Genomic DNA, 26,277 nt, shown 5'->3' on the forward strand with positions numbered 1-26,277 from the left:
GAAGAAATGCGATCTCTGTGGGAGCGAGCCTGCTCGCGAAAACTGAATTCCAGGCACTGGGGAACCATGATTCAGAACGTCAGCCAACAGGCAACCCATTGCGCTCAAATACCCCACCAAACTGAATCAACACCACCCCGCCAATCAGCAACAACGCGCCCAACACCCGCGACACCGTCAGCTGTTTTTCCACCAGCCCGAACAACCCGAAGTGATCGAGCAGCATCGACGCAATCACTTGCCCGGCCAACGCCAGCGCCACAAACCCCGACGCGCCGAGTTTCGGCAGCAACATCACTGCCAGCGCCACGAAACACACACCGAACATACCGCCAGCCCACATCCACAACGGTGCCTTGCTGATAAACCCCGGCGACGGCAGCGGCAGGCGCAACGCCAGAATCACCGGCAACAACACCAACACACTGACCAGCAACGAGGCCAGGGTTGCCCACAGCGGATGGCCGAGGTTCCGCGCCAGATTGCTGTTGATCGCACTTTGAAACGGCACCACCGCCCCGGCTAACGCGGCCAGCAGCAACAGGCCGGCCCACTGCAACGCACTCATGATCACACTCCAACAGGTTTTGCTGGACTCTAGAGTATTCGTCGAGCAGATTTAAATTCCGTTTTGTCATCCAGAACATGCACAAGATGAATGATCTGCGCCGTATCGATCTCAACCTGCTGGTGATTCTCGATGCCTTGCTCAGCGAGCAACACGTCACCCGCGCCGCCGAGCGGCTACACCTGAGTCAACCGGCGGTCAGCCATGCGCTGGCGCGTCTGCGCGACGTGCTGGGCGATCCGCTGCTGGTGCGCGCCGGTTCGACGCTGGTGCCCACGGCGCGGGCGCTGGAACTGGTCGCGCCGCTCGCCGAAGCGTTGGCCCAGGTGCAATCGCTGCTGGCGCCGAACACGTTCGTTCCGGCCTCTGCGCGGCGGACCTTTCGCGTGGCGATGTCCGACTACGGCGCGGCCATCATCCTGCCTGGACTGATCCGCACCTTGCGCCGCGAGGCACCGGACATCGATCTGCAGATCAGCCACGCCAGCCGCGAAGGCATGCTCGACGGTGTGCTCAACGGCGACATCGATTTGGCCGCCGGGGTGTTCCCGGAAATGCCCAACGAATTGCGCAGCAGCGTGCTGTTCGAAGAACGCTACGTCTGCCTGCTGGATCGCCGCAGCTTGCCGGCCGACGGCGTACTGGATTTGCCGACCTACCTGTCGCGCCCGCACGTGTTGCTGGAAATGCGCGGCAGCGGCACCCCGGAAATCGAACGGGCCCTGACCGCATTGCGCGAACGCCGCCGCGTCGCCATCAGCCTGCCGCACTGGAACGTCGCGCCACAGTTGATCAAAGGTACGGATCTGATTCTCACCGTGTCGTCGCGCAGCGTGCGCGACATTGATCAACAGCAATTGATTGTGCTGCCACCACCGTTCGAGATTGCACCGTTCACCTTTGTGCTGGCGTGGCATAAGCGCCGGGGTGGGGATCAGGCGTTGAACTGGTTGAATCGCCGGATTGAGGAGGGGATAGTGCGCGGCTGAACACGTTATCAAGGAGTGGGATGTGACAGTGAAGTCTGGATGGATCGGCTGGGTGGCCCTGAGTGGGTGGTTGATGGCGGGGCAGGTGTTGGCTGATTGCGTGCCAACACCGATGGCAGGAGATCTGGATCTTTCTGTCTGCAAGGAGTGGCCTGCATATCCAGGATTAACCATCAACGCCACTGCACAGTTTAAGCGCGGATCCCCATCTGATGACCCTGAGGCGCTGAGTACCTACGATTTCGACTTGTCCGTTCTGGACACTGCTCAATCGAAGCCCATTGCGACGTACTACAAAGCGGCTGCATTCGTATTGGATGGCGTCAGTTTGCGAGAAATAACGCTCGATACGGCTCGCTACACACTGACTACCGATCTTCGTGCCTTTGGCGTACGTGCGTTATCCACTAACGGATCCCGGATCAATCCGATGGAAGAAAACCTGCTTTCGCTCTACGTGAAAGAGGGCGAAAAATTGCGCCCGGTATTGGATAAATTAGTGGTTTATCGGTATGGCGGCGAGTGGGATGGTGACTGCGAAGGCGAGCGATATGAGATTTCAAGAACAGTAGAAATCGCTAAAACGAGCTCTCACGGCTATGCAGATCTGATTGTCAAAACCTTGGAGAAAGACACAACAAGTGTGGGGACGGGAGACGCATGTAAAACTGAAACCACTGACAACCAACCCGTTTTGACAACATTGCACTACGACGGAAAATCCTACGTTTTGCCAAACGGTTTCCAAGGCCTGTAACCCGCCAGCCATACACAACAGCTATCAAGGAAGAACCATGCTCAACCCCACCAGACTCCTGCTCGCCCTCGGTTTGCTGGCCATCACCACCCATGCCCACGCCGCCTGCACCACCCAGAGTTTCGACGGCAAATCCATGTCGCGTTGCAACGTCTGGCCGGCATTTCCGAGTCAGGCGATTTCCGTCAAGTCCACCTACCTCGCCGACTCCGGTGGCGACGATGCCGGGGCGTTCGATCTGGAGCTGGCGCTCCTCAATGCGAGCAACGCCAAACCCATCGCCACTTACCATAAACCGGGCGCGTACAACTCCGATGCCGTGCGTCTGGAGGATGTACGCATCGATACGGCGCGCTACCGGTTGACCCCGGACGTCCGGGCTTTTGGGCTGCGGGCGAAATTCGCGCACAGTTCCCACGCCATCCCCTACGAAAAAACCGATCTGGCGCTGTATGTGCGCGAGGGCGACGAACTGCGTCCGGTGCTCGAAGGGCTGGTGGTGTACAAGCACCACGGTGAATTCACCAGCAAGTGTGAGGGCTATAACCGAAAAATCCGCCGCACCGTCGAGATCGGGCCTGCGATGCACCATGGTTTTGCCGATCTGATCGTCACCACCAGTGGCAGCAAAATGAAAAACACCCAATCTGGCAATCAGTGCGTATCGAAAACCACCGAGTTGAAGAAAAAGCAGGTCACCCTGACGTACGATGGCCAGCAGTACGCCGTCCCCGAAGACCTCAGAGGTTACTGATCCCGATGCTCACCAGCCTCAATCACCTGACCCTTGCCGTCAGCGACTTGCCACGCAGTCTGGCGTTCTACCGTGACGTGCTGAATCTGCGTGTAGAAGCCACGTGGGACGCCGGGGCCTATCTGTCGCTGCCCGGGCTGTGGCTGTGCCTGTCGCTGGATGCGCAGCGCCGCGGCGAGCCGTCCGTCGACTACACGCATTACGCGTTCAGCCTGGCTGAGGCGAATTTTGCGTTGTTCGTGCAAACGCTAAAAGCGGCGAACGTGCGGGAGTGGCGTGACAACCGCAGCGAAGGTGCTTCGTTCTACTTCCTTGATCCTGATGGCCACAAGCTCGAAGCGCACGTCGGCGATCTGGCCTCGCGACTGGCAGCCTGTCGCTTGAAACCGTACTCGGGGATGCGTTTTTACGACGAGTCATGATCAGGCGTCGCAGGCTGATATAGACTGGCCATCATTTGCACTGGCGACAGCAGGTTTTTCATGACTCCATCGCTGCTAATGGCCGTTCTGGCTTCTGGTTTCATTTACGGCATCACACCCGGGCCGGGCGTTCTGGCGGTGTTCGGCATCGGCGCGGCACACGGGCGTCGGGCCGGGGCGGGGTTTCTTTGCGGGCATTTGCTTGGAGATGTGGTCTGGTGCAGTACCGCGCTGATCGCCATCGTCGGTGCCCGGGAAATCGGCAGCACGGCCTTTGACGTGCTCGGCGTACTCAGCGGCTTGTACCTGTTCTGGCTTGGCTGGCGCGCAGTGCGCGCCCAGCGGCGCAGCGATGATCAGCCGCAGGGCGCTGCGCGTCAGCCGTTCTGGCACGGAATCCTGTTTGGTTTGACCAATCCCAAGGCCTACCCGGTGGCGGTGGCAACGTTTACCGCGTTGCTGTCGAGTCGTGCCGAACTGCTCAACTGGTCGATGCTGCCGGCGCTGATCGCCCTGAGCTTCCTTGGCGGTTTGCTGGCCTACGCTATTCTGATCGGCGTGGTTGGCGCCCGTCGCGTACGCACGCTGTATCAGCGCCACGAGCTGATGATCACGCGTTTATGTGGCGTGATGTTTATCGGTTTTGCCATAAACGCACTGATGCACGCACTACCGGGATTGCTGCCGAACAAGGCTTGAAATTGTGTGCAGGGATGCTTGATCAAGGGCAAGGATGGTTGAACAGTGCTGCATTGTCCGGACACCCACGCTGAACCATGGAAAGCCGAAACTCCGCGCCGTTGGCGAGTTATATGGACCTGTTGCTGGATGCCGTCTGTGCGGTAGACAGGCAGGGCCGTTTCGTTTTTGTCAGTGCCGCCTGCGAGCGCATTTTCGGTTATACGCCTGACGAGTTGATCGGCCGGCCGATGATCGAACTGGTGCATCCGGCCGACCGCCAGCGCACCCTGACAGCGGCCAGTGACATCATGGGCGGTGAACCGAAACACAACTTTGAAAACCGCTACGTGCGCAAAGATGGGCGCATCGCGAACATACTGTGGTCGGCGCGCTGGTCGGAGGTCGATCAGCTGCGCATCGCCGTGGCCCGCGACATCACCGAGCGCAAGCAGGCGGAATCGCGTCAGGCTGCGCTGTATGCCATTTCCGAAGCGGCGCATGTCGCCGAAGACTTGCTGGCGCTGTTCAAACGCATTCACTTGATCATCGGTGAATGGCTGCCGGCGCTTAATTTTTCCGTGGCGCTGTACGACGAGCACGGTGCGCAGCTGAATTTTCCCTATCACGTTGATGACCTCGAATCGCAGCCCGAGCAACCGGGCACCGTCACCGGGCGTTTGTGTGCCCAAGTCATCCGCAGCGGTCAGCCGATTCTGCTGACGCCCGACAACCCCGACGCCTCATCCGATTTCGCGGCGCTGGTGGCGGGGCAGGATTCACCGTGCTGGCTTGGTGTGCCGCTGAATTCGAAAAACGGCACCATCGGTGCGTTGATCGTCAAAAGCCTGCCGGGCGGCGAACGTTACACCGAACAGGACAAGGAACTGCTGCAATACGTCTGCGCCCAGGTCGCCACCGCCATCGAGCGCCAGCAACTGTACGCGCGGCTCAAGCGCATGGCGCAGTACGATCAATTGACCCAGTTGCCCAATCGCGGATTACTCAAAGACCGTCTCAAGGCTGCACTGGCCGGCGCCCGGGACGCGTCGGGAAACATGGCGCTGCTGTACGTCGATCTGGATCGCTTCAAACAGGTCAACGACACCTTTGGCCACGCGGTCGGCGACATGCTGTTGCAAACCGTGGCGAGTCGGCTCAAGGGCTGCGTGCGCGATACCGATACCGTGGCGCGCATTGGTGGCGACGAATTCGTGGTACTGCTGCACAGTATCCAAGCCGCTGAAGACGCCGACAGCGTGGCCGAGAAAATCCGCCAGGTGCTTGTGCAACCCATGCGTCTGGACGGTCACAACCTGCATATCGAGCCAAGCATCGGCGTGGCCCGTTATCCCGAACATGGCAGCGAGGAGCAGCAACTGTTCCGGCATGCCGATCAGGCGATGTACGCCGCCAAACGCCTCAATCATCGGCTGGTTGATATCTGAACCGGTGCGCGCCGTTCGTCGCGGCGCAGGCAACTTTTCTAAACCTTTGGCAGCCCGGCAATTCTCAATCTAGGCGGGCACCTGCTCGCCAACGATCTACACCAAGAGGAAGAGAATCATGCCTAATTCAAGAAACTCCAACTCGGGAAACTTCGCCAACGATCGAACGAAGGCCTCTGAAGCCGGTCGCAAAGGTGGGAAAACCACCACCACGACAGTCGACAAAGAGCCTGCGAAAGCCGAAATGGGCCGCAAGCCAGCTCAGAAGTCGAAGTAGTCGGCGAGGTTGTTTTGATTGAGAGGCGGGGGCGCAAGCCCCCGCTTGAATTTGCAAAGATAGGAGGGCGCGACCATGAGCCGGATGGCCACGCAGATACGTCACTTAAGTGTTGCCACCCTGTTGGGTTTGTTCGCTGGCACGGCATTCGCCCAGTCGCCTGCCGACTTCATCAACGATGCGTCTGCCAAAGGCATGGCCGACATTGAAGCCAGCCGCCTGGCGCACCAGAAATCCGAATCCAAAGAGGTCAAGGATTACACCATCGTGGTGATCAATGACCGCACCACGGCCAACCAGCATCTGGCGAAGATCGCCAAGAAACTCGATTTGCCGGTCGCACCCCGTGAAGAAATCGCCGACAAGGCCAAGAGCATGATCCCGCAGGTCAAGGACGGTGAAACCTTTGACCAGGCCTACGCCGCCAGTCAGGTGAAAGCGACCGAAGAGGCCATCCAGCAGATCCAGCAGGAAGCGCAGTCGACCGATGTGCCGGAAATCAAGGCTTTTGCCGACGAGACACTGCCAAAACTGCAAAGCCATCTGCAAATGGCCCGGGCGCTGCAAGCCAGCCGCTGATACCGCCTGTAAAGCAAAAGATCGCAGCCTGCGGCAGTTCCTGCATAGAACGGTGCAGGAGCTGCCGCAGGCTGCGATCTTTTGCTTTTTTAACTGTATTTAGCAGTCATTCAAATCCTGCTTCGGCTTGCTCTTCTCCCCCAGACCCTCAAGATCGAACACCTCGCTTTCCCCCAGGCTGCGGTAATGCTTGCGCAGCGCCTCGAGTTGTTTGAGATCCAGCGATTCCAACCCGAGCATCGCGTTCTGCGCCTCCTTGTTCACCCGCAATAACTCATCAAGCTTCAGATGCAGGATGTCGGTATCACGGTTCTGCGTGTTCTGGATCAGGAACACCATCAGAAAGGTGATGATCGTGGTCGAGGTGTTGATGATCAGTTGCCAGGTGTCATTGAAATCAAAAATCGGCCCACTCAACCCCCACAGAAAAATCAGGATCAACGCGCCCATGAAGGTTTTCGGGCTGCCGGCCCAAAGGGCCAGGGTCTGGGAGATTTTGGCGAATTTCATTGCGATGTTCCTTATTGGGAGTGCATGAAATTCAGACACCCGGGATGCGATGAAAATTCTACTTACAATTGAAACCTGCCAATCATTGCGAGCAACCAGACACTCTTGGCAATAGGCCTCCCTGGAACTGTCCGCAGCACTGCCTGTATGGTGACGAACCGCTGGAATGTCCCGACAGGAGAACGCAATGAGTTGGTCCGCCAGACAATACGTCGCTTTTGAAGATGAACGCACCCGCCCGGCCCGTGATCTGTTGGCGGCGATTCCCACGGTTCAGGCGCGATCGGTGGTCGACATCGGTTGCGGCCCGGGTAACTCCACCGAGCTGCTGGTGCAGCGTTTTGCGCAGGCGCAGGTCCGGGGACTGGACAGCTCGCCGGACATGATTGACGCGGCGCGCAAGCGCTTGCCTGACGTGCAGTTCGAAATCGCGGAAATCGATAGCTGGGCGGATCAAGGGCCGTTCGATGTGATCTTCGCCAATGCCGTGCTGCAATGGGTGCCGGATCACGCGACGTTGCTGCCGGCGTTGGCGGGTAAGCTGTCGGACGGAGGCAGTCTGGCGATCCAGATGCCGGACAACCTCAACGAGCCTTCCCATCGACTGATGCGCGAAGTCGCCGCCAATGGCCCATGGGCCACCAAACTGGCTGGCGCCGCCGGGCAGCGCACCGACATGGCGAGTGCCAGCGATTACTTCTCGATGTTGCGTCCGCACTGTTCGCGGGTAGATGTGTGGCGCACCACCTATCACCATCAACTCGCAGACGGCGCGGCGGGTGTGGTGGAGTGGTTCAAGGGCAGTGGTTTGATTCCGTTCTTGAACCCGCTGACTGAAGAGGAGCGGGCGCAATACCTGCAGCAGTATCTGGCGGCGGTGGCCAAGGCTTATCCGGCGTTGCCGGATGGCTCGGTACTGTTGCCGTTTCCGCGGTTGTTTATCGTCGCGACTCGCTGAAGCCAGCCTTCAGCCGCCTGTAGTGAGGGGATTTATCCCCGATGGACTGCGCAGCAGGCCCTTTAAGCGGGTGCTGCGCACCCATCGGGGATAAATCCCCTCGCCACATATTGTTTGTTCAGATCAGCGCTGCACCGCCACCAACATCATCATCGGCCGCTCCCGTTCTTCCGCCAGCGCCGGTTGCGCCGCCACCTCTGCATCGCTTGGTCCCCATTCGTTGACATGGCGAATGGCAAAGCCCGCCGCGATCAACGCATTCAACAGCGTGCCCATCGTGCGGTGCTGCTTGATTACCCCTTCGGCCAGCCAGTGGGTCACCCGCTCGCCTTCCATCTGATAGCTGTCCAGCGGCCAGCGCTTGTGGCCATCGCTGTCGACCAGCCAGCCTGGATTGCGCGGCGCCATGAAGATCGGATGCTCGATGGAGAACACAAAATGCGAACCCGGTTTCAGCGCCGCGTACAGATGAGCGAACAGCCCTGGCAGATCCTTGATGTAGTGCAGTGCCAGCGAACTGTAGGCCAGATCGAAACGGCAGACCGGCAGGTCGAGATGCTCAAGGTCGGCGCGCTCATAGCGGATGTTCGCCGCCGCAGTGGTTTCGCGCGCGCGCTCGAGCATCTTTTCCGAGACATCCAGCCCCAGTACATGGGCGGCGCCGTGCTCACTGGCCCAACGACTGAACCAGCCATAGCCGCAGCCGAGGTCGACCACATGCAAATCGTGCATTGATGGCAACAACGCCTTGAGCGCCGGCCACTCCGGTGCGGCATCGAGGCCGCCGATGGAGCGGTTCATCTGGCTATAACCCTGGAAAAAATCAGGATCGTCGTAAATATTTTGCGTCATGGGGAAATACTCTTTTGAGTTCGGTCATCAGCGGCACAGGGGCCGCGCCATGGAGTCCCTCGAAAGTCAAAACGCGTATTCGTCGATGGCCGCGCAGGGGAGGGTGGTGGGTGATGGGGAAATGCTAGCGGAGGGCCGGATTTGTATTCAACCTTGCTGCAAGACCTTCAACGCTGCCGAGGCCAGAAACCCCGAACGACTTTTTTCTTCCGGGTGATGAAGCACATATTCATCAATGCGGTTGAGCAGATAGCCGGGCAGTGTGATGTTGAGTTTCTGCGCCTTGCCCAGGTATTTGGTAACGTCGATATCAACCACAGCCCAGGCACAACCGGCGTACTGCGGATTCGCTACGTGCACGCCAAGCTTGCTGGCTGGCGGGATCGGCGCACCGTCCTCTGCCAGAATTTCGAAATGACCCTCAATGGCTTCGCGAGCCATCGCGACGGCATCATCCAGATCATCCCCGGCAGAAAAACAGCCGGGAATATCCGGCACTTCCACTCCCCAGGCATGTTCTTCATCACCTATTGAAATTGCGATCGGGTAAAGCATGTTCGTGGACCTCCTGGACGCTGTCGGTGGCGTGAGTCAAAGCAGCGCCTGTTTCAAAATGCTGATGGCCGTTTTTTTAAGCAGATCCTTCTTTGGATGCGGCACCGTCACCAGACCAGGTTTGATGGGATGTTTGAAGTGATGATGACTGCCCTTGACCCGCACCAGATACCAACCGTCTGCGACGAGTTGACCGATTAAAAAGCGGCTATTCACAACACCTCCTTGTGGTGTGCTTGGTGGGTACTATAACTACTGATTTTTTTTGATCAACACTATAACCACCGAGCGGTCATCGTCATTTAATTGGCTCGCTGGCCAGGTCCAGTCTAGGCTGGGGCTTCGCGTTGAAATGATGGGTGTGTTGCAGGCCTTTACGGGGCAACGCGGACAAATCCTGGACACAAAAAAACCGGCCTTGTAGGCCGGTTTTTTCTGTTCCTGCATCCCCCGTCATAACCACGACGTAAGACCTGATTGAGTGGAGCGGGTAGAGGGAATCGAACCCTCAACTAAAGCTTGGGAAGCTTTCGTTTTGCCACTAAACTATACCCGCTCAGAGCGGCTGACTTTGTACCAGAGTCGGGCGCGAATTTGAAGTTTTTCTTTTCCTCGCAGCGCGTTACATCATTGAAAACGGTCATTCGCGGGCGAATCTGCAGGGCCATCGATACTGGTTTTTCAGCCCCACAGACCCGCTCGCGACGACACTTTTTCAAATGGCCAGTGCATGGTGATCCTGAACGAACGCATAACGCGTTCGGCTCGTTTGCTGTGACGGTTTCAGGAAACCAAGCAGGGCGTTCTGGCTATCGCGGCACGCAGCCTTGTGCTCCATGTCGAGGAAGTGCCCAGTAGCCTGCAGCGTGGTGAAGGTGCTGTGCGCCACGTGGTTGCCGAACAGTCGGGCGTCTTCGGCGGCGGTGTATTCATCCCATTCGCCGTTGAGGAACAGCACCGGCACGTTGATTTTCTTCGCTGCGTTCAGATAGCACTGACGATCACTGTGCAACACGTCGTTGATGTGAAAGTGCATCTGCCCGTATTCGTGCTCGGCCAGGCTGCTGACGTGGCGATAGTTGAAGCGCTTGAACAGTGACGGCAGGTGTTTGCCAATCGTGTTGTTGACCAGGTGCCCGACCCGATCACCATCGCGCTGGCCGAGGTAGTCGACACCGCGCTCCAGGTAATCAAGCATGTGTGCGTTGATCACTGGCGAGAACGAGCTGATCACGGCTTTTTCGATGCGCCGAGGCTGATGGGCGAGGGCGACCATGGTCGCGGCGCCGCCCCAGGAAAACGACAGCACGTGTTCGGCACCGAAATGATCGATCAGCTCCAGCAGGATCTCCCCTTCGACTTCCTTGGTCAGATGTTTCTCGTGACGGTTGTGGATTTTCGACCTGCCCGCGTAGGGCTGGTCATAGCAAACCACGTTGAATTGCGGGTGCAGATTTTTCACGGTTTGAGCAAACGACGCAGTCGTGGCCATCGAGCCGTTGACCAGGATGATGGTCTTTTCTGCGGCGTCTGCGCGATAGAACTCCGTGTAAACCCGATACTGACCCTGTATATCCAGCACAGCGATTTCTGGCCTCATGTCATAAGACTCCTGGCAAGCAAGCGGGTATGCGCGCAAATAGAGATTGCACGAGCTTTGTGACAGGTAGGCATACGCCTGGAATTTGCTTGGCCCATGTCGATCCATGACTGCGGTCGACGGGTGTTGTTATTGGCGGGCAGTCTGCCGGCTGAGGCGCAACCCGGAGGGCTGACGACCGGCAAAAAGTTTCTTGGATGTATGTTGTGACTCGTCGGTCACAATTTGGCCGACGTCCTGATTCAAGCAGTGGGATGGGGATCGCGCAAGTGCCGTTGGTAAATTGTTCGACAACTTCTGCTGAGCGGTCGCCGGCTTAGAACAAATGAATCTCTTCGGTGCGCAAAGCGCGGTACTCGCCCGGTTTTAGCGCGTGATCCAGCGCCAGCGGGCCCATGGATTCGCGGTGCAGGCGCAGCACTTTGTTGTTGAAGTGACCGAACATGCGTTTTACCTGATGGTAGCGACCTTCGACGATGCTCAGCCGCGCAGCTCGTGGGCCGAGCACTTCCAGCTGCGCCGGTTGGGTGGTCAGGTTTTCGAAGGCGAAGTAGAGGCCCTCGGCAAACGTGACCGCGTATTGCGGCCCGATCTCCTGTTCGGTTTCGACGTAATAGACTTTTGGCAGTTTGGTCTGTGGCTGGGTCAGACGTCGTGACCAGCTGCCATCGTTGGTGATCAGCATCAGCCCGGTGGTGTTGAAATCCAGGCGCCCGGCGATGTGCAGGTCGTCCTTGTCCGGTTCATGGATCAGATCGAGTACGGTCGGGTGCTGCGGATCGCGGGTCGCACTGACGCAGCCAGGCGGTTTGTGCAGCATGAAGTAGCGCGCCGGTTTACCGCTTTGCAGCACTTCGTTGTCGACTTCGACGCGGCTGAATTCCAGGACTTCGCTGTGGGGATCGCTGACGACTTTTCCGTCAATGCGCACGCGCTTTTCCACCAGCAACAGGCGAACCTGCTTGCGGTTGAAGCGGGGCAGGTTACTGAGGAAACGGTCGACGCGCATGGTCAGAAATCGGCAGGTAGCGGGGCACGCATCTTACGGGATCGACGGCTTGGCCGCTTGCAGTTGCGCCTCGACCTGGGCGCAACGCGGGCACAGGCAGGACTTGTCACGCAGCTCCGGCGGCAGCGCTTCAAGGACTGCCGGATCGATGGATACGCCGTAGCACCAGCAGGCGCGGTCGGCGGTGCGCGGGTCGGCCAGGGTGCAGTCGTTGCGCGCGCCGCAGGCCGGGCAGAGGTCGGGTTTGGTGTCGGAATCAGGCATAAGTCGGATGAGGCATTTCCACGCAGGTGCGGTTACGGCCGGTTTGCTTGGCCCGTTACATCGCATGATCGGCCCGAGACAGCAGGGTATGCAAGGTGTCATGAGCATGTACGGTGGTGGCACCGATGTATTCCCGGACATTACGCAGGCTAACTGTGGGAGCGAGCCTGCTCGCGAAAGCGGTGGGTCAGCCAACGTAAATGTCGTCTGACACTCCTTCTTCGCGAGCAGGCTCGCTCCCACAGGGGGGCAGTGTGACTGACGCCGCTGATCTGAAGCCTTTCCACGCCCGGCACTTGCCCCGGACCTGACAGTCAAAACTGTGTCGGCTGCGCTGTCTTGCTGCGGCCGCTGGTCTTTCAGGAGGCCGTCATGAGTACTTCAAAACTGTTGCGCCGGGTGCTGCTGGGAGCGGTGCTCGGCCTGGGTCTGTCCGGTTGTTATTACTACGCCGGGCCTTACGACACTTATCCCGCCACTTACTACTACCCCGGCTATTATTCGCCGTATTACTACGGCGGATATTACGGACCGCGTTACTACGGCGGTGCTCATTATTACTACGGCGGTGCTCATTATTACTACGGCGGCTACGGCTATCGCGGTGGTTATGGACGCGGTTACCACGGCGGCGGCTATCACGGTGGGCACCACTGATCGGTGGCTGAATGAAAGCGTTTTCCAAATGAACGGGATTTCATCAATCACATGTTTCAACTTGTTACGAAAGCGCACCAGATTCGGAAAACGCTGTCAGATATTGCGTCAGTCACCGAATGAACGACTGATGCCTGCCAGCGTCGCTGGTGCGGCTACCCGCGGTCCAGGAGGCCGCCATGTATCGACGAATTCTTCTACTTGCTGCGATGATGTTTTCCGTTGCCGGTTGCGCTCCTTACTCCTACGCAGACAGTTACTACAGCTCGGAGGTCTACACGTCACCCGCTCCCGCGTACTACAACACTGGCGGCAGGTATTACAGCGGTGGCAGTACCTACTATTCGGCCCCTCGCTACTACCAGGCGGCCCCGCGTTACTACCAACCGGCTCCGCGTTACTACTCGGCGCCGCGCTACTACCAACCAGCGCCGCGCTACTACGAAAGTCGTCGCTGGCACGACAACGATCGCGGGCGCTGGGACGGCCACCGCGGTGGGGGTTGGGATCGGGATCGTGGTGGCCGTGATCATCACGGTAACCGCGGTGACCACGGCGGGCGAGGCGGTCGCTGGTAATTCACCGCAAACAAAAAAGCGGCGCATTGAGCGCCGCTTTTTTTCTGCCTGCGATTTGCCGGGCCGTCAGTAAACCGTCAAATCCGCCAACGGATGCCGACCTTCCCAGACCTTGTGAAAATGCGCCTCGACCACCGCCTCCGGCACATTGTTGATATCCGGCCAATGCCAGTGCGGTTTCTGATCCTTGTCGATCAATCGCGCCCGCACCCCTTCGCTGAACTCCGGATGCCGGCAGCAATTGAGGCTCAGGGTGTATTCCATCTGAAAGACTTCAGCCAGTGACAGGTAGCGGGCGCGGAGGATCTGTTCCCAGACCAGATGTGCGGTCAGCGGCGAGCCTTCGCTCAGGGTTTTCGCGGCGCGGGCGATCAGCGGGTCGTTGCTGTCGCGTTGCAGGCTGATGGTTTTCCAGGCGCAGATGACGTTGCTGACGTCGAGCAGTTCGTCGATCTGCTCGCGGCGCGGCAACCACTGCGCTTCGGGCATCTGCTCGACGGCTTCCTGTTGCAGGGCCTTGAGCAGACTGTTGAGTTGCATGTCGGTCTGTTCCTGCCAGTTGAGTTGCAGCAGGCCTTCGATGAGTTGCGGTTGCTGCTCTTCAAGCAGAAAGCGGTCGGCCAGATCCAGATCGATCGCATCACGCCCGTTCATGTGCGCACCGGTCAAACCGAGGAACAAGCCGAGCTTGCCCGGCAACCGGGAGAGAAACCAACTGGCGCCGACGTCCGGATACAATCCGATGGTGATCTCCGGCATCGCCAGGCGACTGCTCGGCGTGACGATCCGCGTGCTGGCACCTTGCAACAGGCCCATGCCGCCGCCGAGCACGTAACCGTGGCCCCAGCAGATCAGCGGTTTGGGGTAGGTATGCAGGCTGTAGTCCAGGCGATATTCGGCGGCGAAAAACTGCGCGGCCAGTGGCGGGACTTCGCCGGGATGGGCGCGGCAGGCTTCCACCAGGCTGCGCACTTCGCCGCCGGCGCAGAATGCCTTGGCGCCGTTACCGCGCAGCAGCACGCAGACGATTTGTGGATCCTTGGCCCAGGCGTTGAGCTTGTCGCTCAGGGCGTTGATCATCGGCAAGGACAGCGCGTTGAGCGACTTTTCAGCATCCAGGCTGGCGATACCGAGGCGGGCGCCGTCAGTGCCGGTGAGTTCTTCGAAGTGCAGATTCATCGTGACCTCGATCGGGAATTTGAACGATCAGTATGATCGCTGTGCGGGAAAGTGCCGGATCTGTGTCAGATCAATTGACAAGCGTGGTCGGCTTTCCTAGGGTTCGCCCCATTGTTTTTGCCGGGTATGACCATGACTGCTGACGACCGTATCAAACTCGAACCGAGCTGGAAGGAGGCACTGCGTGCTGAATTCGACCAGCCTTACATGGCAGAGTTGCGCAATTTTCTGCAGCAGGAGCGGGCGGCCGGCAAGGAGATCTATCCGCCGGGGCCGCTGATTTTCAACGCGCTGAATTCGACGCCGCTGGATAAGGTCAAAGTGGTGATCCTTGGCCAGGACCCGTACCACGGCCCGGGCCAGGCCCATGGCTTGTGCTTCTCGGTGCAACCGGGCGTGCCGGCGCCGCCATCGCTGGTCAACATCTACAAGGAGTTGAAACGCGACCTGAACATCGACATCCCCAATCACGGTTACCTGCAGAGCTGGGCCGATCAGGGCGTGTTGATGCTCAACACCACCATGACCGTCGAGCGCGCCAATGCCAACGCGCACAAGGATAAAGGCTGGCAGTTCTTCACCGACCGGATCATTGAGGTGGTCAGCGAACGCCAGCCGCATCTGGTGTTCATGCTGTGGGGCGCGCATGCGCAGAGCAAACAGAAGCTGATTGATGCGACCAAGCACCTGGTGCTGACCTCGGTGCACCCGTCGCCGTTGTCGGCATATCGTGGCTTCCTGGGCTGCGGGCATTTCAGCCGGACCAACAAGTTTCTTGAGCAGAATGGTGAAGTGCCGATCGAGTGGCGGTTGCCGCCGGTTTGATCGGTTGACCGGGCTGGCCCTATCGCTGGCAAGCCAGCTCCCACAAGGTTTCAGGGGTGTACACACGATTTGTGGCAACCACAATCCTGTGGGAGCTGGCTCGCCAGCGATGAAGTCGACTCGGTATCACTCGGGATTACGATTCCAATACTTGAACAACGGCTCCGCCAGAAACAGCACAAACAACAGTCGCATCACTTGCATCGCCGTCACCAGCGGCACCGACAGTTGCAGGGTTTCCGCCGTCAGACTCATTTCGGCAATGCCGCCGGGCATCATGCCCAACGTCAGCGAACGCAGATCCAGATGGGTCAGTGCACTCAAGCCCAGTGCCGCCAGGGTGGCGATCAACATGGTCAACGCCGTGCCGATCAACGTCCGCCCCATGAATGACGGCGCGCGCCGGAAGAACTGTCGATTGAAGTGACAGCCCAGTCCGCTGCCGATCAGCCACTGGCCGATCTGGCTGCCTCCGTCCGGCAGGCCAATGTGCAAATCCCAGGCAATGCTCACCGTGGCACTGACCAGCAACGGGCCGAACAGCCACGGATTGGGCTGACGCAAACGCTGCCAGAGCCAGGCGAGCAGGGCGCCTGTGGGAAACAGAATCGCCAGCCAGCGCCAATCGACGCTGCCGGCGTGGGAAATCGGCGTGCCGTCGCCCAGCAGATATTTGAACGCCGCCGGCACGCACAGCACCACCGCCAGCACCCGCAGACTCTGCCCGGCCGCGACATGGCTGAGCAGCGCACCGTTGCGCGCGCCGAGATTGACCATCTCCCCGGAGCCGCCGGGCATGCTCGAGAAAAACGCCGTGGCGCGATCTTCGCCGGTGCGGCGCATCAGCCACACGCCGACCACCGCCGAGAGGCTGGTAACCAGTGCACCGAAGAAAATCAGACCGAAGTGACTGAGCACCTGCTCCAACACCAGCGGGGTGAAGTGCAGGCCGATGCCGATGCCGACAATCCATTGCCCGCATTTGCGCCCGCCGGGGATTTCCGTAAGTTGCCACGGGGTCAGGCAGCGCACCAGGATGATCGCCAGCAACGAGCCGACCATCCACGGTAGCGGCCAGCCGATCTGGCTGGCGATAAAACCGCCAAGCAGACCGACCAGCGGGGTAGCCCACCAGCTTCTGAGGGACGAACGATCAGACATCGGCGATGGTGCGTTGCGCTGCCGCACGTTTGCGCCAGATGCGGATGATCGGCATCAGCAGCATGATCCCAGTCAGTACCCAGACGCCGAGCGTGATCGGGCTCGACCAGAGGATTTCCAGCGCACCGTTGGAGATCGACAGGGCGCGACGCAGGTTCTGCTCCATCAGTTCGCCAAGGATGAAGCCCAGCAACAGCGGCGACAGCGGGAAGTCCAGCTTGCGCAGGATGTAGCCGAAGATGCCGATACCGATCATCAGGAACAGGTCGAACGTGGTGGCATGCACCGCATACACGCCAATCCCGGTAATGATGGCGATGACGGGCACCAACGCCCAGTTCGGCACGGCGAGGATGCGGGTGAAGATGCGGATCATCGGGATGTTGAGGATCACCAGCATGACGTTGGCGATGAACAACGAAGCGATCAGGCCCCAGACGATGTCCGGTTGCTGTTGGAACAGCAGCGGCCCCGGAGTGATGTTGTACAGCGACAGGGCGCCGATCATCACCGCCGTGGTGCCCGAACCGGGAACGCCGAGGGTCAGCATCGGCACCAGCGCACCGCAGGCGGCACCGCCAATGGCGGTTTCCGGCGCGGCGAGGCCACGGGCATCACCCTCACCGAACTTGCCGCTGGCGCCGGCGATGCGTTTCTCGGTCATGTAGGCCACGGCACTGGCGAGGGTCGCGCCGGCACCCGGCAACACGCCCATGATGAAACCCAGCACGCCGCAGCGAACGTTGACCACGAATACCGAAGCCGCCTCCTTGAAGTTGAACATCATCCGGCCGGTGGCTTTCACCGCTTCCTGGCCGTGGTGGGTTTTTTCCAGCAGCAGGAGAATTTCGCTGATGGAAAACAGGCCCAGCACCAGCACCACGAACTGAATGCCGTCGGTCAGGTGAATGTTGTCGCCAGTGAAACGGTACACGCCGCTGTTGGCGTCGATGCCGACGGTCGACAGGAACAGGCCGATCAGCGCCGCGATAAACGTCTTCAGCGGACGATCACCGGCCATGCCGCCAAGGCAGACAATCGCGAACACCATCAGTACGAAGTATTCCGCCGGGCCGAAAGCAATCGCCCATTTCGCCAGCAGCGGGGCGAACAGCACCATGCCGCAGGTGGCAATGAATGCACCGATGAACGAACTCCATGCCGACAGCGACAGCGCCACACCGGCCAGACCTTTGCGGGCCATCGGGTAACCGTCGAGGGTGGTCATCACGGTGGAGGCTTCGCCTGGAATGTTCAGCAGGATCGAGCTGATCCGCCCGCCGTATTCGCAGCCCAGATACACCGCCGCCAACAGAATCAGCGCCGACTCCGGCGGCAGGCCAAGGGCGAATGCGATCGGGATCAGCAGTGCCACACCGTTGATCGGACCCAGGCCCGGCAACAGGCCGACAACAGTGCCGATCAGTGTGCCGCACAGCGCGGTCACCAGGTTGTAGGGGCTCAGCGCAACGCCAAAACCCTGACCCAAATAGCCAAGAGTATCCATATCAGTTCTCCAGAACGCTGAGCAGGCCAAGGGGCAGCGGAACGTCCATCAAACGGTCGAACAGCAGGTAAAGACCGATGGCCATCAGGCTGATGATCGCCACGCTCGGCAACCAGCGACCGCCGTACAGGCGTGCCATCGGGAAGCCGGTGATGACGCTGGCGATGATGAAACCCAGCGATTCAAATGTGCCGGCGAACACCAACAGCAGGACGACGCAGATGCCGATCTTGATCAGGGTTTCGCGATCCAGCGGCGGTTCGTCCGCGCTGTGTTTGATCGGTGCCGGGCGGAACACCATGTACAGCAGCGCCAGGCCCATCAGGCCGAGCATCAGCAGGGGAAAGGCACGCGGGCCGACCGGTTCATAAGAAAAAGCCGCTTGATACGGCCACGCCATCAGCGCCAGGCCGACGCAGGCCAGCAATAGCACCGAGGCGAAAATGCGTTGTAAGAGCATGGGAAACTCCTGTGCCGAGGCCTCGATGCGCGAGGCCACAGCCGCTAGACAGAGACGATCACTGAATCAGGCCGAACTCTTTGGCCAGCACCTTGTAGTCCGCCACCTGCTTCTTCACGTAGGTGTCCAGCTCCGGGCCGGTCATGGCGAACGGGAACAGTTCACGCTGATCGCGCAGCTTGGCGAAATCGTCCGAGGCCAGCAGTTTGTCGAAGGCGTCTTTCCACCAGGCGTAGTCTTCGTCGCTGACTTTTGGCCCGAGGTAGAAACCGCGAACCACTGGCCAGACGATGTCGTAACCCTGCTCGCGGGCGGTCGGGATGTCTTTCATTTCCGGCTCGTCGAGGCGTTTGTCGGCAAATACTGCCAACAGGCGCATGTCACCGCTCTGGATGTGCGGCATGGAGTCGGAAATGTCGGTGCTGCCGACCTGGATGTGCCCGCCAAGCAGCGCGGTGGCAATTTCGCCGCCACCTTCGAGGGCGACGTAACGCAGGTCACGCGGGTTGATCCCGGCAGCCTTGGCGATCAGGGCGGTTTGCATCCAGTCCTGGCTGCCGACGGTGCCGCCGGAACCAATGACCACCGAGCTCGGATCTTTCTTCAAGGCTTTGACGAGATCGTCGAGGGTCTTGTAGGGCGAATCGCTTTTCACCGCGATGGCGCCGTAGCTGGTGCCGACGGCCGCGAGCCAGCGCACATTGGTTTCATCGAAACGGCCGAACTTGCCTTGCGCCAGGTTCAGCAGCGAACCGCTGGACCACGCCACCAGCGTGCCCGCATCGGCCGGGCGCTGAGCGACGACCGCGTTGTACGCCACCGCGCCGACACCGCCGGGCATGTAAGTCACACGCATCGGTTTGGTCAGCAGTTTTTCGTTGACCAGCGCGCTTTGCGCCAGTTTGCAGGTCAGGTCGAAACCGCCGCCTGGGGAGGCCGGGGCGATGCATTCCGGGCGCTTCGGTTCGGCCATCAGTTGGCCGGCGAACAGCATGACGCCAGCGGCCAGAGCAACTTTACGCAGTGATAAGTTCATTGGTTTCTCCACGGTCTTCTTGTTGTAGGGCTTTTTGCAGGAGCTGCCGCAGGCTGCGATCTTTTGATCTTCCAACCCGCAGCATTTCAATCAATTACCAAAGGGCAACGCTATAGCTCACCAGCAGACGCACTTCATCGGCATCGCGAGCGGAGTAGTTGGAACGGTAGGTGGCATTACGCAGGCGGACGGCAACGTCCTTCAAGGCGCCGCTTTGTACTACATATTTGATCTCGGTGTTGCGTTCCCACTCTTTGCCTTCATCGCCGTTCTTGAGCTTGATGTTGTCACCGCTCAGGTAACGACTCATGAACGACAGGCCGGGGATGCCGAGGCGCGCAAAGTCGAAGTCGTAACGCGCCTGCCAGGAGCGTTCTTCGGCGCCGGCGAAGTCGTTGATCTGCACGAAGTTGACCAGGTACGGATCGCTGCCATCGACATACGGGAAGGCGCTGTCGCCGGACATGTGCTGATAGCCGGCGCTGAACTTGTGGCCGCTCAGGGCATAGCTGACCAGGCCATTGAGCGAGCGGTTGTCGATTTCGCCACCACGGGCCGCGCCCTGATCGTCACTGACCGCAAAACGCAGGTCGGTGGCGAATGTGCCCGGACCCATCGGCCGCGAGGCGACCAGCCCGAAGAAATGCTGGTTGTAGACTTCGTCAAGTTGGGCGAAATGATAGCTGCCGGTGATCTTGTCGGTGAACTTGTAGTCCACGCCGGCAAAATCGAAATGCTTGCCGGCCACGGTGCCAGCGAAACGGCTGTTCTTGTTATTGAGGGCAATGTCCTCGAAATCGGTGCTGTCGCGATCCTTGGCTTTCTCCAGACGCCCGCCGGTGAAGGTCAGGTTCTTGATCTCTTTGGAGGTCAGCAAACCGCCCTCGAAGGTCTGCGGCAGGATGCGCCCGTCGTTCGGTTTGAGGATCGGCAATTCAGGTATCAGGCTGCCGATTTTCAGTTCGGTGGCGGAGATTTTCACTTTGCCGGTCAGGCCGACCTTGGAATATTCATCAGCGGCGCGCCCGTCATCGTGGGTCGGCAACAGGCCGGTGCCGGTGCGATCCGGGCTCGAATCAAGTTTGACCCCCAACATGCCCAGCGCATCGACACCGAACCCCACGGTGCCGTCGGTGTAACCCGATTGCAGGTTGAGCATGAAACCCTGGGCCCATTCATCCCGCTTGCTTTGCTGGGCGCTGGTGCCGTTGCGAAAGTCACGGTTGAAGTACATGTTGCGGGTTTCGAAGGTGGCGGAACTGTCTTTGATGAAGTCGGCGTAGCTCAGCGGTGAAAAACTGGCGAGGGCGGCGGCACTGGCGAGGGCGGTGTGGCTGAAACGCAAAGGGCGAGCGGGCGTGAAAGCCTTGGTCTGCAAGGACGGCATGCGCGGTGTACTCCGTTTATTGTTCTTATTGGTCGAAAACGCTTCGTGGCGTTTTTCGTAGCGCTGTGTGGCAGCAGCGACGGCAGTCGAAACTGTCCGTGACCGGACTCTAACGGCCTAACCTTTCGCTAACCTTTCAGCTGGATTTCGCGGTTTTCGGGCTTCACAGTGGCGGTTGCGGCTGTAAACTCCGCGGCAAAGAATGGCGTCGGCCATCCCTGAATGAGGTAAGGATCCATGCGTGTTCTGCTCGTCGAAGACCATTTGCAGCTGGCCGAAAGCGTCGCCCAGGCGCTCAAGAGCACCGGTCTGACCGTGGACGTGCTGCACGATGGCGTGGCCGCCGACCTGGCGCTGGGCAGCGAGGAATACGCGATGGCGATCCTCGATGTCGGCCTGCCGCGCATGGACGGGTTCGAGGTGCTGGCGCGCCTGCGCGCACGCGGCAAGAACCTGCCGGTGTTGATGCTGACGGCGCGCAGCGATGTGAAGGACCGCGTACACGGCTTGAATCTCGGCGCTGACGATTACCTCGCCAAACCGTTCGAACTGAGCGAACTCGAAGCGCGGGTCAAAGCCCTGCTGCGACGCAGTGTGCTCGGCGGCGAACGCCAGCAGCGTTGCGGCGTGCTGGCCTACGATCTCGACACCCGACGTTTCAGCCTCGGCGAAGAATTGCTGACCCTGACCTCTCGCGAACAGGCCGTGCTCGAAGCATTGATCGCCCGCCCGGGACGGGTGATGAGCAAGGAGCAACTCGCCGCGCAGGTGTTCGGGCTCGACGAAGAAGCCAGCCCCGACGCCATCGAAATCTACGTGCATCGCTTGCGCAAGAAACTCGACGGCCAGCCTGTGGCGATCGTGACTTTCCGTGGCCTCGGTTACCTGCTGGAAAGCCGCGATGCATAAGCCCAGCAGCCTGCGCTGGCGGTTGCTGTGGAACCTCGCGTTGTTGCTGGTGGTATTGATGCTCGCCAGTGGTTTGAGCGCGTACTGGAACGGACGCGAAGCTGCCGACACGGCTTACGACCGAACCCTGCTGGCCTCGGCGCGAACCATCGCCGCCGGCCTCTCGCAACGCGACGGTACGCTCAGCGCCGATGTGCCCTACGTGGCCCTCGATACTTTCGCCTACGACAGTGCCGGGCGGATCTATTACCAGGTCAACGACATCCACCAGAAGCTGATTTCCGGCTACGAAAACCTGCCCGGGCCGCCACCCGGTACGCCAAGAACCGACGATTACCCGGCGCTCGCGCGCTTCTACAACGCGACCTATCGCGGGCAGAACGTGCGCGTGGTCAGCCTGCTCAAAGCGGTCACCGAACCGAACATGAACGGCATGGCGGAAATCCGCGTCGCCGAAACCGATGAGGCGCGCGTCGCCATGGCGCGCAGTCTGGCGGCCGATACGCTGTTGCGTCTGGGCATGCTCGCGATCGGCGCATTGTTGCTGGTGTGGTTCGCGGTGAGTGCTGCGCTGCGCCCGCTGGAACGTCTGCGCACGGCGGTGGAGGAGCGCCAGCCCGATGATTTGCGGCCGCTGCCGCTGGTGGAGGTGCAACATGAATTGTGGCCGCTGGTGCGCGCGCTCAATCACTTCACCGAGCGCCTGCGTGGGCAGTTCGAGCGGCAGGCGCAGTTCATCGCCGATGCCGCCCACGAACTGCGCACGCCACTGGCAGCATTGAAGGCGCGGCTGGAGTTGGGGCTGCGTTCCAGCGAGCCGGAAACCTGGCGCACGACCCTGGAGTCATCGGCGCAAAGCACTGACCGCCTGACCCATCTGGCCAATCAACTGCTGTCGCTGGCACGGGTGGAAAACGGTGCCCGGGCGATTGCCGAGGGCGGCGCGCAATTATTGGATCTGAGTCAGTTGGCCCGCGAACTGGGCATGGCCATGGCGCCTCTCGCCCACGCGCGCGGCGTCGCACTGGCGCTGGAGGCGGATGAACCGGTATGGCTGCGCGGCGAGCCGACGTTGCTCAATGAACTGTTGAGCAATCTGGTGGACAACGCCCTGGCGCATACGCCACCGGGCGGCAACGTGATTCTGCGGGTCGCGGCACCGGCGGTGCTTGAGGTTGAAGATGACGGGCCGGGGATTCCGCTGGAGGAGCGTGATCGGGTGTTTGAACGCTTCTACCGGCGCAATCAACAGGTGGCGGGTTCAGGGTTGGGGCTGGCGATTGTCGGAGAGATCTGCCGGGCGCATCTGGCGCAGATCACCTTGCATGATGGCGAGCAGGCCGGTTTGAAGGTTCGGGTGAGTTTTATTGCCGGATAGCAGCCGAGATGGCTTTTGTGGCGAGGGAGCTTGCTCCCGCTCAGCCGCGCAGCAGTCGTGATTCCTGAGTGCAAGGTTTGCCTGGTGAAGGGAGGCCGCCTGGTTTTGGGGCTGCTTCGCAGCCCAGCGGGAGCAAGCTCCCTCGCCACAGGTCAGTAAAACATCGTCCGCGACTCTTCCAGATCTGCACACAATTGCTTGTTCTCCGGATCGATCCCAAGCTTTCTGAATGCCGGCACACTGAGTGGGTCAATCCGTGAAATCGAATGATCGCTGTCCTTGTGGCAATACAGGCTCGCCACCTGCACCAGATCGACGTAATCGATCTGTGCCGAGTCGCGCTTGAAATCCAGATACAGCCCAGGCAGCTCCACCAATTGCTCGGGAAATTCCCAGACCCGCAACAGCTTGTCGCCCAGCAGCGGGTGAATGTGGTCGATCACATGATTGAGGCTGACCGGATCCGACAGCAGTTCGTAGTGATCTTCGGCGTAAGTCAGGATCGGCAGCACGCCGATCTGATGCACCAGTCCGCCCAGCGCTGCCTGATCAGGTTTGAGTTGGGTGTGGCGGCGGCACAGGGCGTAGCTGACGCCGGCGATTTCCAGGCTCTTGCGCCAGACTTCGCGCATCTTCTGTTCGACCACGTCGGAGCGGGCGTGGAAGATCTGTTCCATCACCAGCCCGATCGCCAGGTTGCTGCTGTAGTTCACCCCCAGCCGGGTGATCGCGGTGTGCAGGTCGGTGACTTCCTGGGTCGCACGCAGCAACGGGCTGTTGACCACTTTGATCAGGCGCGCCGACAGTGCCGTGTCGCGGCCAATGACTTTGCTCAGATCGCTGACGCTGATCTCCGGATCTTCGGCGGCCTTGCGAATTTGCAGGGCCACTTCCGGTAACGTTGGCAGAACCAGGTCATCGTTATCGATGGCCTCAACCAAATCCTGTTGGACCTTATCCGCCAGCTCGCTCATGTAGATTCTCTAGGGTGTTGCAACAAAAGCTGCGATCAGCGCTGGATTTCGCGGTCGCGATCCAGTTCGTAGGGCAGGTCGAGCAAATGCAGCGCTGGGCCTTCGAGGGCACCCAGGTGCAGATCACCCGCTTCGGCAGCTTCGGCCTGCAACACCGCCAGCAGTTCAATCTTTTCTGCGGCGCGGGCGGCAATCACCACTTCGCCGATGGCGCTGCTGTGGCTTGGGGCGAACAGCGGGGTACCCGGCTCAGGCAGTTCGCTCGCGTCCAGTCGCACGCGATAGAGGCGACGCTTGAGCTTGCCCAGGTACTGCATGCGCGCGACGATTTCCTGTCCGGTGTAGCAACCTTTCTTGAAACTCACGCCGCCGACGGCCTGCAGGTTGAGCATCTGCGGGATGAACAACTCGCGGGTGGACGGCATGACCTGACCGATACCGGCGCGAATCTGCCCCAGCAGCCATTGGTTCAACTCGCCTTCCGGCAGGGCGGCGACGAGTTTGGCCTTGATGGCATTGGCTTGATCGGCCGGTGTCCAGAGCTCGGCGCGATCCGCCGAGACGCGAATCGCGATCAGGCCTGCGTTGCGCACCACGGCATCGGTCTCGCGCGGCAGTTCCAGCCCCAGGCTGGCCAATGCGGCGTCGCCGTGCTCCAGGCCAAAACGCACCCAGGCGGCGCTTTCGTCGGTCAACTTGGACTTGGAGAATACGGCGTACTTTTTCAGATCTGCCAGTTGCGGCTCCAGCAGTTCGCTGGCCATCGCCAGCAGCACACCGTCACCTTCGAGCAGAATGCGGAAGCTCGACTGCATCCGGCCTTTTTGCGTGCAGCGTGCGCCAAGGCTGGCCTGGCTGTCGCTGAGGTAATTGATGTTGCAGGTCAACTGGCCTTGCAGGAATTTGCCGGCATCCGCGCCGCGAACCGCGAGTACGCCTTCATGAGACAGGGTGCAGAAAAAAGCAGAATCGGCCATGGTTCATCGCAGGTAAAAAAGTCTGGGGCACATCATAAGGGCGCGTTGTTGAAATGGGTAGTTGATAAAGGATCGGTGGGGCCCGACCAAAGCCGACTGTGCGACCTGCGCCGGGGCTGTATACTGCGCGCCTATTTGAGGAGGGCTCCATGGTCGAACAAGTTGAACTCAATCGCCTCTTCTGGCACAGCCGCCGCGGCATGCTGGAACTTGACGTGCTGCTGGTGCCGTTCGTGCAGGAGGTCTATCCGCACCTCAACCAGGTCGATCGCGACTTGTATGTCCGACTGCTGACCTGTGAAGACCAGGACATGTTCGGCTGGTTCATGGAGCGCAGCGAATCCGAAGATCCGGAACTGCAGCGCATGGTCCGGATGATCCTGGACCGTGTTCAGCCCAAGTAACACCTTCGAATGCCGCTGGCATGCCTCACGGCAGTTGCTGGCGGCGTACCTGTTGGCCCAGGCGTTCGCTGTGGGTGTTTTGTTTCTCCTGTCGATTCCACTCTGGGCCAGTCTGCTCGGAGCTTTCGCCTGTGTGCTGCACGCCGCATGGGTGTTGCCACGGCAGATACTGCTGAAGCATCCGCAGGCCTTTTGCCGATTGCGCCGCGACGCCGATGGCTGGCAGTTGTGGAATCAGGCGGGCGGCTGGCAAGCGGTGCAGTTGCGCCCGGACAGCCTGGCGTTGCCGTTGATCGTGGTGTTGCGCTTTCGTCTGCGTGGGGAGCGGCGAGTGCGTTCGATCTGCGTACCGCGAGACTCGCAGGCAGCGGATGTGCACCGACGCCTGCGAGTGCGGCTCAAATTCAGCCGGCGTAGGTGGGCGGCACCAGAATAGTGTCGAGCGCCTCGGGCAGCAGGTTCGGATAGTCGAGCGTGTAATGCAGGCCGCGACTTTCCTTGCGCTCCATGGCTGAGCAGATCATCAGCTCGGCGACTTGCGCCAGATTACGCAACTCGATCAGGTCGCGGCTGACCTTATAGTTGCTGTAGAACTCGACCCTGTGAGGCTAAACCCAATGGATAC

At 60.1% G+C, this 26,277-nt stretch carries 32 protein-coding genes, 1 tRNA gene and 1 pseudogene; 16 read left to right on the forward strand and 18 right to left on the reverse strand.

The window, feature by feature from the left end:
• Positions 1-79 precede the first annotated feature (79 nt).
• The gene (locus tag GTQ41_RS06950; RefSeq protein ID WP_047292223.1) at positions 80-568 is read right to left on the reverse strand and encodes a DMT family transporter; all 489 of its coding nucleotides are present in this window, start codon (positions 566-568) and stop codon (positions 80-82) included.
• Between the two features lie 77 nt (positions 569-645).
• Here GTQ41_RS06950 and GTQ41_RS06955 point away from each other — a divergent pair, with 77 nt between their 5' ends.
• The 8 genes from GTQ41_RS06955 to GTQ41_RS06990 all read left to right on the forward strand — a co-directional run bounded on the left by GTQ41_RS06955 (position 646) and on the right by GTQ41_RS06990 (position 6,472).
• Positions 646-1,557 carry a LysR substrate-binding domain-containing protein gene (locus tag GTQ41_RS06955; RefSeq protein WP_179294934.1) on the forward strand — a complete coding sequence of 304 codons (912 nt, stop codon included), beginning with the start codon at positions 646-648 and terminating at the stop codon, positions 1,555-1,557.
• Positions 1,558-1,579: 22 nt separating this feature from the next.
• Positions 1,580-2,314 carry a hypothetical protein gene (locus GTQ41_RS06960; protein WP_052912709.1) on the forward strand — a complete coding sequence of 245 codons (735 nt, stop codon included), beginning with the start codon at positions 1,580-1,582 and terminating at the stop codon, positions 2,312-2,314.
• 37 nt (positions 2,315-2,351) lie between these two features.
• Complete coding sequence (locus GTQ41_RS06965) at positions 2,352-3,068, forward strand: hypothetical protein (protein WP_047292225.1); 717 nt, start codon at positions 2,352-2,354, stop codon at positions 3,066-3,068.
• 5 nt (positions 3,069-3,073) lie between these two features.
• Entirely contained in the window at positions 3,074-3,490 is a 417-nt protein-coding gene (gene fos, locus GTQ41_RS06970; protein ID WP_047292227.1) for a fosfomycin resistance glutathione transferase, read from the forward strand.
• 60 nt (positions 3,491-3,550) lie between these two features.
• Entirely contained in the window at positions 3,551-4,189 is a 639-nt protein-coding gene (locus GTQ41_RS06975; RefSeq protein ID WP_047292229.1) for a LysE family translocator, read from the forward strand.
• Positions 4,190-4,266: 77 nt separating this feature from the next.
• Positions 4,267-5,616, forward strand: a complete 1,350-nt coding sequence (locus tag GTQ41_RS06980; protein ID WP_047292230.1) for a bifunctional diguanylate cyclase/phosphodiesterase — start codon at positions 4,267-4,269, stop codon at positions 5,614-5,616.
• Positions 5,617-5,734: 118 nt separating this feature from the next.
• Positions 5,735-5,893 carry a KGG domain-containing protein gene (locus GTQ41_RS06985; protein ID WP_080963245.1) on the forward strand — a complete coding sequence of 53 codons (159 nt, stop codon included), beginning with the start codon at positions 5,735-5,737 and terminating at the stop codon, positions 5,891-5,893.
• Between the two features lie 75 nt (positions 5,894-5,968).
• Positions 5,969-6,472, forward strand: coding sequence for a DUF4142 domain-containing protein (locus GTQ41_RS06990; RefSeq protein ID WP_047292232.1), 504 nt, complete (start codon positions 5,969-5,971; stop codon positions 6,470-6,472).
• 99 nt (positions 6,473-6,571) lie between these two features.
• Here the strand turns inward: GTQ41_RS06990 and GTQ41_RS06995 are convergent, their stop codons facing one another.
• Complete coding sequence (locus GTQ41_RS06995; RefSeq protein WP_027614440.1) at positions 6,572-6,982, reverse strand: low affinity iron permease family protein; 411 nt, start codon at positions 6,980-6,982, stop codon at positions 6,572-6,574.
• Positions 6,983-7,169: 187 nt separating this feature from the next.
• Between GTQ41_RS06995 and tam the strand changes: the two genes are divergently transcribed.
• The gene (gene tam, locus GTQ41_RS07000) at positions 7,170-7,940 is read left to right on the forward strand and encodes a trans-aconitate 2-methyltransferase (protein ID WP_047292235.1); all 771 of its coding nucleotides are present in this window, start codon (positions 7,170-7,172) and stop codon (positions 7,938-7,940) included.
• 123 nt (positions 7,941-8,063) lie between these two features.
• Here tam and GTQ41_RS07005 read toward each other — a convergent pair whose 3' ends face one another.
• The 7 genes from GTQ41_RS07005 to GTQ41_RS07035 form a co-directional block, all read right to left on the reverse strand.
• Entirely contained in the window at positions 8,064-8,792 is a 729-nt protein-coding gene (locus GTQ41_RS07005) for a bifunctional 2-polyprenyl-6-hydroxyphenol methylase/3-demethylubiquinol 3-O-methyltransferase UbiG (RefSeq protein WP_047292245.1), read from the reverse strand.
• A gap of 147 nt (positions 8,793-8,939) precedes the next feature.
• Positions 8,940-9,347, reverse strand: coding sequence for a type II toxin-antitoxin system HicB family antitoxin (locus tag GTQ41_RS07010; RefSeq protein ID WP_047292246.1), 408 nt, complete (start codon positions 9,345-9,347; stop codon positions 8,940-8,942).
• A 36-nt stretch (positions 9,348-9,383) separates the two neighbouring features.
• The gene (locus tag GTQ41_RS07015) at positions 9,384-9,563 is read right to left on the reverse strand and encodes a type II toxin-antitoxin system HicA family toxin (protein ID WP_007963251.1); all 180 of its coding nucleotides are present in this window, start codon (positions 9,561-9,563) and stop codon (positions 9,384-9,386) included.
• Between the two features lie 266 nt (positions 9,564-9,829).
• A tRNA-Gly gene (locus GTQ41_RS07020) sits at positions 9,830-9,903 on the reverse strand.
• 159 nt (positions 9,904-10,062) lie between these two features.
• On the reverse strand, positions 10,063-10,947 hold the full coding sequence (locus GTQ41_RS07025; RefSeq protein ID WP_047292252.1) for an alpha/beta fold hydrolase: 885 nt from the start codon (positions 10,945-10,947) through the stop codon (positions 10,063-10,065).
• Between the two features lie 316 nt (positions 10,948-11,263).
• Positions 11,264-11,956 carry a pseudouridine synthase gene (locus GTQ41_RS07030; RefSeq protein WP_047292253.1) on the reverse strand — a complete coding sequence of 231 codons (693 nt, stop codon included), beginning with the start codon at positions 11,954-11,956 and terminating at the stop codon, positions 11,264-11,266.
• A gap of 33 nt (positions 11,957-11,989) precedes the next feature.
• Positions 11,990-12,220 (reverse strand): cysteine-rich CWC family protein, encoded by a 231-nt coding sequence (locus GTQ41_RS07035; protein ID WP_047292254.1) that lies wholly within the window; start codon positions 12,218-12,220, stop codon positions 11,990-11,992.
• A 372-nt stretch (positions 12,221-12,592) separates the two neighbouring features.
• Here GTQ41_RS07035 and GTQ41_RS07040 point away from each other — a divergent pair, with 372 nt between their 5' ends.
• Positions 12,593-12,877 carry a hypothetical protein gene (locus GTQ41_RS07040; RefSeq protein WP_047292256.1) on the forward strand — a complete coding sequence of 95 codons (285 nt, stop codon included), beginning with the start codon at positions 12,593-12,595 and terminating at the stop codon, positions 12,875-12,877.
• Between the two features lie 179 nt (positions 12,878-13,056).
• Complete coding sequence (locus tag GTQ41_RS07045; RefSeq protein ID WP_047292263.1) at positions 13,057-13,455, forward strand: hypothetical protein; 399 nt, start codon at positions 13,057-13,059, stop codon at positions 13,453-13,455.
• Positions 13,456-13,521: 66 nt separating this feature from the next.
• Here GTQ41_RS07045 and GTQ41_RS07050 read toward each other — a convergent pair whose 3' ends face one another.
• Positions 13,522-14,634 (reverse strand): enoyl-CoA hydratase/isomerase family protein, encoded by a 1,113-nt coding sequence (locus GTQ41_RS07050; RefSeq protein WP_047292265.1) that lies wholly within the window; start codon positions 14,632-14,634, stop codon positions 13,522-13,524.
• Positions 14,635-14,766: 132 nt separating this feature from the next.
• Here GTQ41_RS07050 and ung point away from each other — a divergent pair, with 132 nt between their 5' ends.
• Positions 14,767-15,459 carry a uracil-DNA glycosylase gene (ung, locus tag GTQ41_RS07055; RefSeq protein WP_047292639.1) on the forward strand — a complete coding sequence of 231 codons (693 nt, stop codon included), beginning with the start codon at positions 14,767-14,769 and terminating at the stop codon, positions 15,457-15,459.
• Positions 15,460-15,585: 126 nt separating this feature from the next.
• Here ung and GTQ41_RS07060 read toward each other — a convergent pair whose 3' ends face one another.
• The 5 genes from GTQ41_RS07060 to GTQ41_RS07080 form a co-directional block, all read right to left on the reverse strand.
• Positions 15,586-16,620: an AbrB family transcriptional regulator gene (locus GTQ41_RS07060; protein WP_047292267.1), complete on the reverse strand. Its 1,035-nt coding sequence runs from the start codon at positions 16,618-16,620 to the stop codon at positions 15,586-15,588.
• Positions 16,613-18,127, reverse strand: a complete 1,515-nt coding sequence (locus tag GTQ41_RS07065; protein WP_047292269.1) for a tripartite tricarboxylate transporter permease — start codon at positions 18,125-18,127, stop codon at positions 16,613-16,615. The genes GTQ41_RS07060 and GTQ41_RS07065 overlap by 8 nt, the downstream gene beginning before the upstream one ends.
• Position 18,128: 1 nt before the next feature.
• Positions 18,129-18,587, reverse strand: a complete 459-nt coding sequence (locus tag GTQ41_RS07070; RefSeq protein WP_047292272.1) for a tripartite tricarboxylate transporter TctB family protein — start codon at positions 18,585-18,587, stop codon at positions 18,129-18,131.
• 58 nt (positions 18,588-18,645) lie between these two features.
• Complete coding sequence (locus tag GTQ41_RS07075) at positions 18,646-19,623, reverse strand: tripartite tricarboxylate transporter substrate binding protein (RefSeq protein ID WP_041070529.1); 978 nt, start codon at positions 19,621-19,623, stop codon at positions 18,646-18,648.
• Between the two features lie 94 nt (positions 19,624-19,717).
• A complete protein-coding gene (locus GTQ41_RS07080; protein ID WP_047292274.1) occupies positions 19,718-21,010 on the reverse strand; it encodes an OprD family porin in 1,293 nt (430 codons plus the stop codon).
• Positions 21,011-21,247: 237 nt separating this feature from the next.
• On the opposite strand from GTQ41_RS07080, the gene GTQ41_RS07085 reads away from it, so the two are divergent.
• The gene (locus GTQ41_RS07085) at positions 21,248-21,919 is read left to right on the forward strand and encodes a response regulator (protein WP_041070394.1); all 672 of its coding nucleotides are present in this window, start codon (positions 21,248-21,250) and stop codon (positions 21,917-21,919) included.
• Complete coding sequence (locus GTQ41_RS07090) at positions 21,912-23,297, forward strand: sensor histidine kinase (RefSeq protein ID WP_086792025.1); 1,386 nt, start codon at positions 21,912-21,914, stop codon at positions 23,295-23,297. The genes GTQ41_RS07085 and GTQ41_RS07090 overlap by 8 nt, the downstream gene beginning before the upstream one ends.
• Positions 23,298-23,449: 152 nt before the next feature.
• Here the strand turns inward: GTQ41_RS07090 and GTQ41_RS07095 are convergent, their stop codons facing one another.
• Together GTQ41_RS07095 and GTQ41_RS07100 are read right to left on the reverse strand one after the other, a co-directional pair.
• Complete coding sequence (locus GTQ41_RS07095; RefSeq protein ID WP_047292279.1) at positions 23,450-24,271, reverse strand: HDOD domain-containing protein; 822 nt, start codon at positions 24,269-24,271, stop codon at positions 23,450-23,452.
• A 35-nt stretch (positions 24,272-24,306) separates the two neighbouring features.
• Positions 24,307-25,248 (reverse strand): folate-binding protein YgfZ, encoded by a 942-nt coding sequence (locus GTQ41_RS07100; RefSeq protein ID WP_047292282.1) that lies wholly within the window; start codon positions 25,246-25,248, stop codon positions 24,307-24,309.
• Between the two features lie 149 nt (positions 25,249-25,397).
• Between GTQ41_RS07100 and GTQ41_RS07105 the strand changes: the two genes are divergently transcribed.
• Complete coding sequence (locus GTQ41_RS07105; RefSeq protein ID WP_007963266.1) at positions 25,398-25,652, forward strand: succinate dehydrogenase assembly factor 2; 255 nt, start codon at positions 25,398-25,400, stop codon at positions 25,650-25,652.
• On the forward strand, positions 25,636-26,088 hold the full coding sequence (locus tag GTQ41_RS07110) for a protein YgfX (RefSeq protein ID WP_047292284.1): 453 nt from the start codon (positions 25,636-25,638) through the stop codon (positions 26,086-26,088). The genes GTQ41_RS07105 and GTQ41_RS07110 overlap by 17 nt, the downstream gene beginning before the upstream one ends.
• On the opposite strand, the pseudogene GTQ41_RS07115 reads toward GTQ41_RS07110, so the two are convergent.
• A pseudogene (locus tag GTQ41_RS07115) lies at positions 26,057-26,248 on the reverse strand (L-aspartate oxidase); the annotation flags it as partial. The gene GTQ41_RS07110 and the pseudogene GTQ41_RS07115 sit on opposite strands and share 32 nt — an antisense overlap.
• Between the last annotated feature and the right edge of the window lie 29 nt (positions 26,249-26,277).

The sequence above is a fragment of the Pseudomonas sp. AN-B15 genome, assembly GCF_019056475.1.
Lineage (GTDB): Bacteria > Pseudomonadota > Gammaproteobacteria > Pseudomonadales > Pseudomonadaceae > Aquipseudomonas > Aquipseudomonas parakoreensis.

Coding starts and splice junctions, on each gene's coding strand:
- GTQ41_RS07085 (WP_041070394.1), top strand. CDS start 21,248: ATGCGTGTTCTGCTCGTCGAAGACCATTTGCAGCTGGCCGAAAGCGTC.
- GTQ41_RS06965 (WP_047292225.1), top strand. CDS start 2,352: ATGCTCAACCCCACCAGACTCCTGCTCGCCCTCGGTTTGCTGGCCATC.
- GTQ41_RS07080 (WP_047292274.1), bottom strand. CDS start 21,010: ATGCCGTCCTTGCAGACCAAGGCTTTCACGCCCGCTCGCCCTTTGCGT.
- GTQ41_RS07010 (WP_047292246.1), bottom strand. CDS start 9,347: ATGCTTTACCCGATCGCAATTTCAATAGGTGATGAAGAACATGCCTGG.
- fos (WP_047292227.1), top strand. CDS start 3,074: ATGCTCACCAGCCTCAATCACCTGACCCTTGCCGTCAGCGACTTGCCA.
- GTQ41_RS07045 (WP_047292263.1), top strand. CDS start 13,057: ATGTATCGACGAATTCTTCTACTTGCTGCGATGATGTTTTCCGTTGCC.
- GTQ41_RS07025 (WP_047292252.1), bottom strand. CDS start 10,947: ATGAGGCCAGAAATCGCTGTGCTGGATATACAGGGTCAGTATCGGGTT.
- ung (WP_047292639.1), top strand. CDS start 14,767: ATGACTGCTGACGACCGTATCAAACTCGAACCGAGCTGGAAGGAGGCA.
- GTQ41_RS07105 (WP_007963266.1), top strand. CDS start 25,398: ATGGTCGAACAAGTTGAACTCAATCGCCTCTTCTGGCACAGCCGCCGC.
- GTQ41_RS07100 (WP_047292282.1), bottom strand. CDS start 25,248: ATGGCCGATTCTGCTTTTTTCTGCACCCTGTCTCATGAAGGCGTACTC.
- GTQ41_RS07040 (WP_047292256.1), top strand. CDS start 12,593: ATGAGTACTTCAAAACTGTTGCGCCGGGTGCTGCTGGGAGCGGTGCTC.
- tam (WP_047292235.1), top strand. CDS start 7,170: ATGAGTTGGTCCGCCAGACAATACGTCGCTTTTGAAGATGAACGCACC.
- GTQ41_RS07035 (WP_047292254.1), bottom strand. CDS start 12,220: ATGCCTGATTCCGACACCAAACCCGACCTCTGCCCGGCCTGCGGCGCG.
- GTQ41_RS06950 (WP_047292223.1), bottom strand. CDS start 568: ATGAGTGCGTTGCAGTGGGCCGGCCTGTTGCTGCTGGCCGCGTTAGCC.
- GTQ41_RS06985 (WP_080963245.1), top strand. CDS start 5,735: ATGCCTAATTCAAGAAACTCCAACTCGGGAAACTTCGCCAACGATCGA.
- GTQ41_RS07095 (WP_047292279.1), bottom strand. CDS start 24,271: ATGAGCGAGCTGGCGGATAAGGTCCAACAGGATTTGGTTGAGGCCATC.
- GTQ41_RS06990 (WP_047292232.1), top strand. CDS start 5,969: ATGAGCCGGATGGCCACGCAGATACGTCACTTAAGTGTTGCCACCCTG.
- GTQ41_RS07050 (WP_047292265.1), bottom strand. CDS start 14,634: ATGAATCTGCACTTCGAAGAACTCACCGGCACTGACGGCGCCCGCCTC.
- GTQ41_RS06995 (WP_027614440.1), bottom strand. CDS start 6,982: ATGAAATTCGCCAAAATCTCCCAGACCCTGGCCCTTTGGGCCGGCAGC.
- GTQ41_RS07090 (WP_086792025.1), top strand. CDS start 21,912: ATGCATAAGCCCAGCAGCCTGCGCTGGCGGTTGCTGTGGAACCTCGCG.
- GTQ41_RS07030 (WP_047292253.1), bottom strand. CDS start 11,956: ATGCGCGTCGACCGTTTCCTCAGTAACCTGCCCCGCTTCAACCGCAAG.
- GTQ41_RS06955 (WP_179294934.1), top strand. CDS start 646: ATGCACAAGATGAATGATCTGCGCCGTATCGATCTCAACCTGCTGGTG.
- GTQ41_RS07005 (WP_047292245.1), bottom strand. CDS start 8,792: ATGACGCAAAATATTTACGACGATCCTGATTTTTTCCAGGGTTATAGC.
- GTQ41_RS06980 (WP_047292230.1), top strand. CDS start 4,267: ATGGAAAGCCGAAACTCCGCGCCGTTGGCGAGTTATATGGACCTGTTG.
- GTQ41_RS07060 (WP_047292267.1), bottom strand. CDS start 16,620: ATGTCTGATCGTTCGTCCCTCAGAAGCTGGTGGGCTACCCCGCTGGTC.
- GTQ41_RS07075 (WP_041070529.1), bottom strand. CDS start 19,623: ATGAACTTATCACTGCGTAAAGTTGCTCTGGCCGCTGGCGTCATGCTG.
- GTQ41_RS07065 (WP_047292269.1), bottom strand. CDS start 18,127: ATGGATACTCTTGGCTATTTGGGTCAGGGTTTTGGCGTTGCGCTGAGC.
- GTQ41_RS06975 (WP_047292229.1), top strand. CDS start 3,551: ATGACTCCATCGCTGCTAATGGCCGTTCTGGCTTCTGGTTTCATTTAC.
- GTQ41_RS07070 (WP_047292272.1), bottom strand. CDS start 18,587: ATGCTCTTACAACGCATTTTCGCCTCGGTGCTATTGCTGGCCTGCGTC.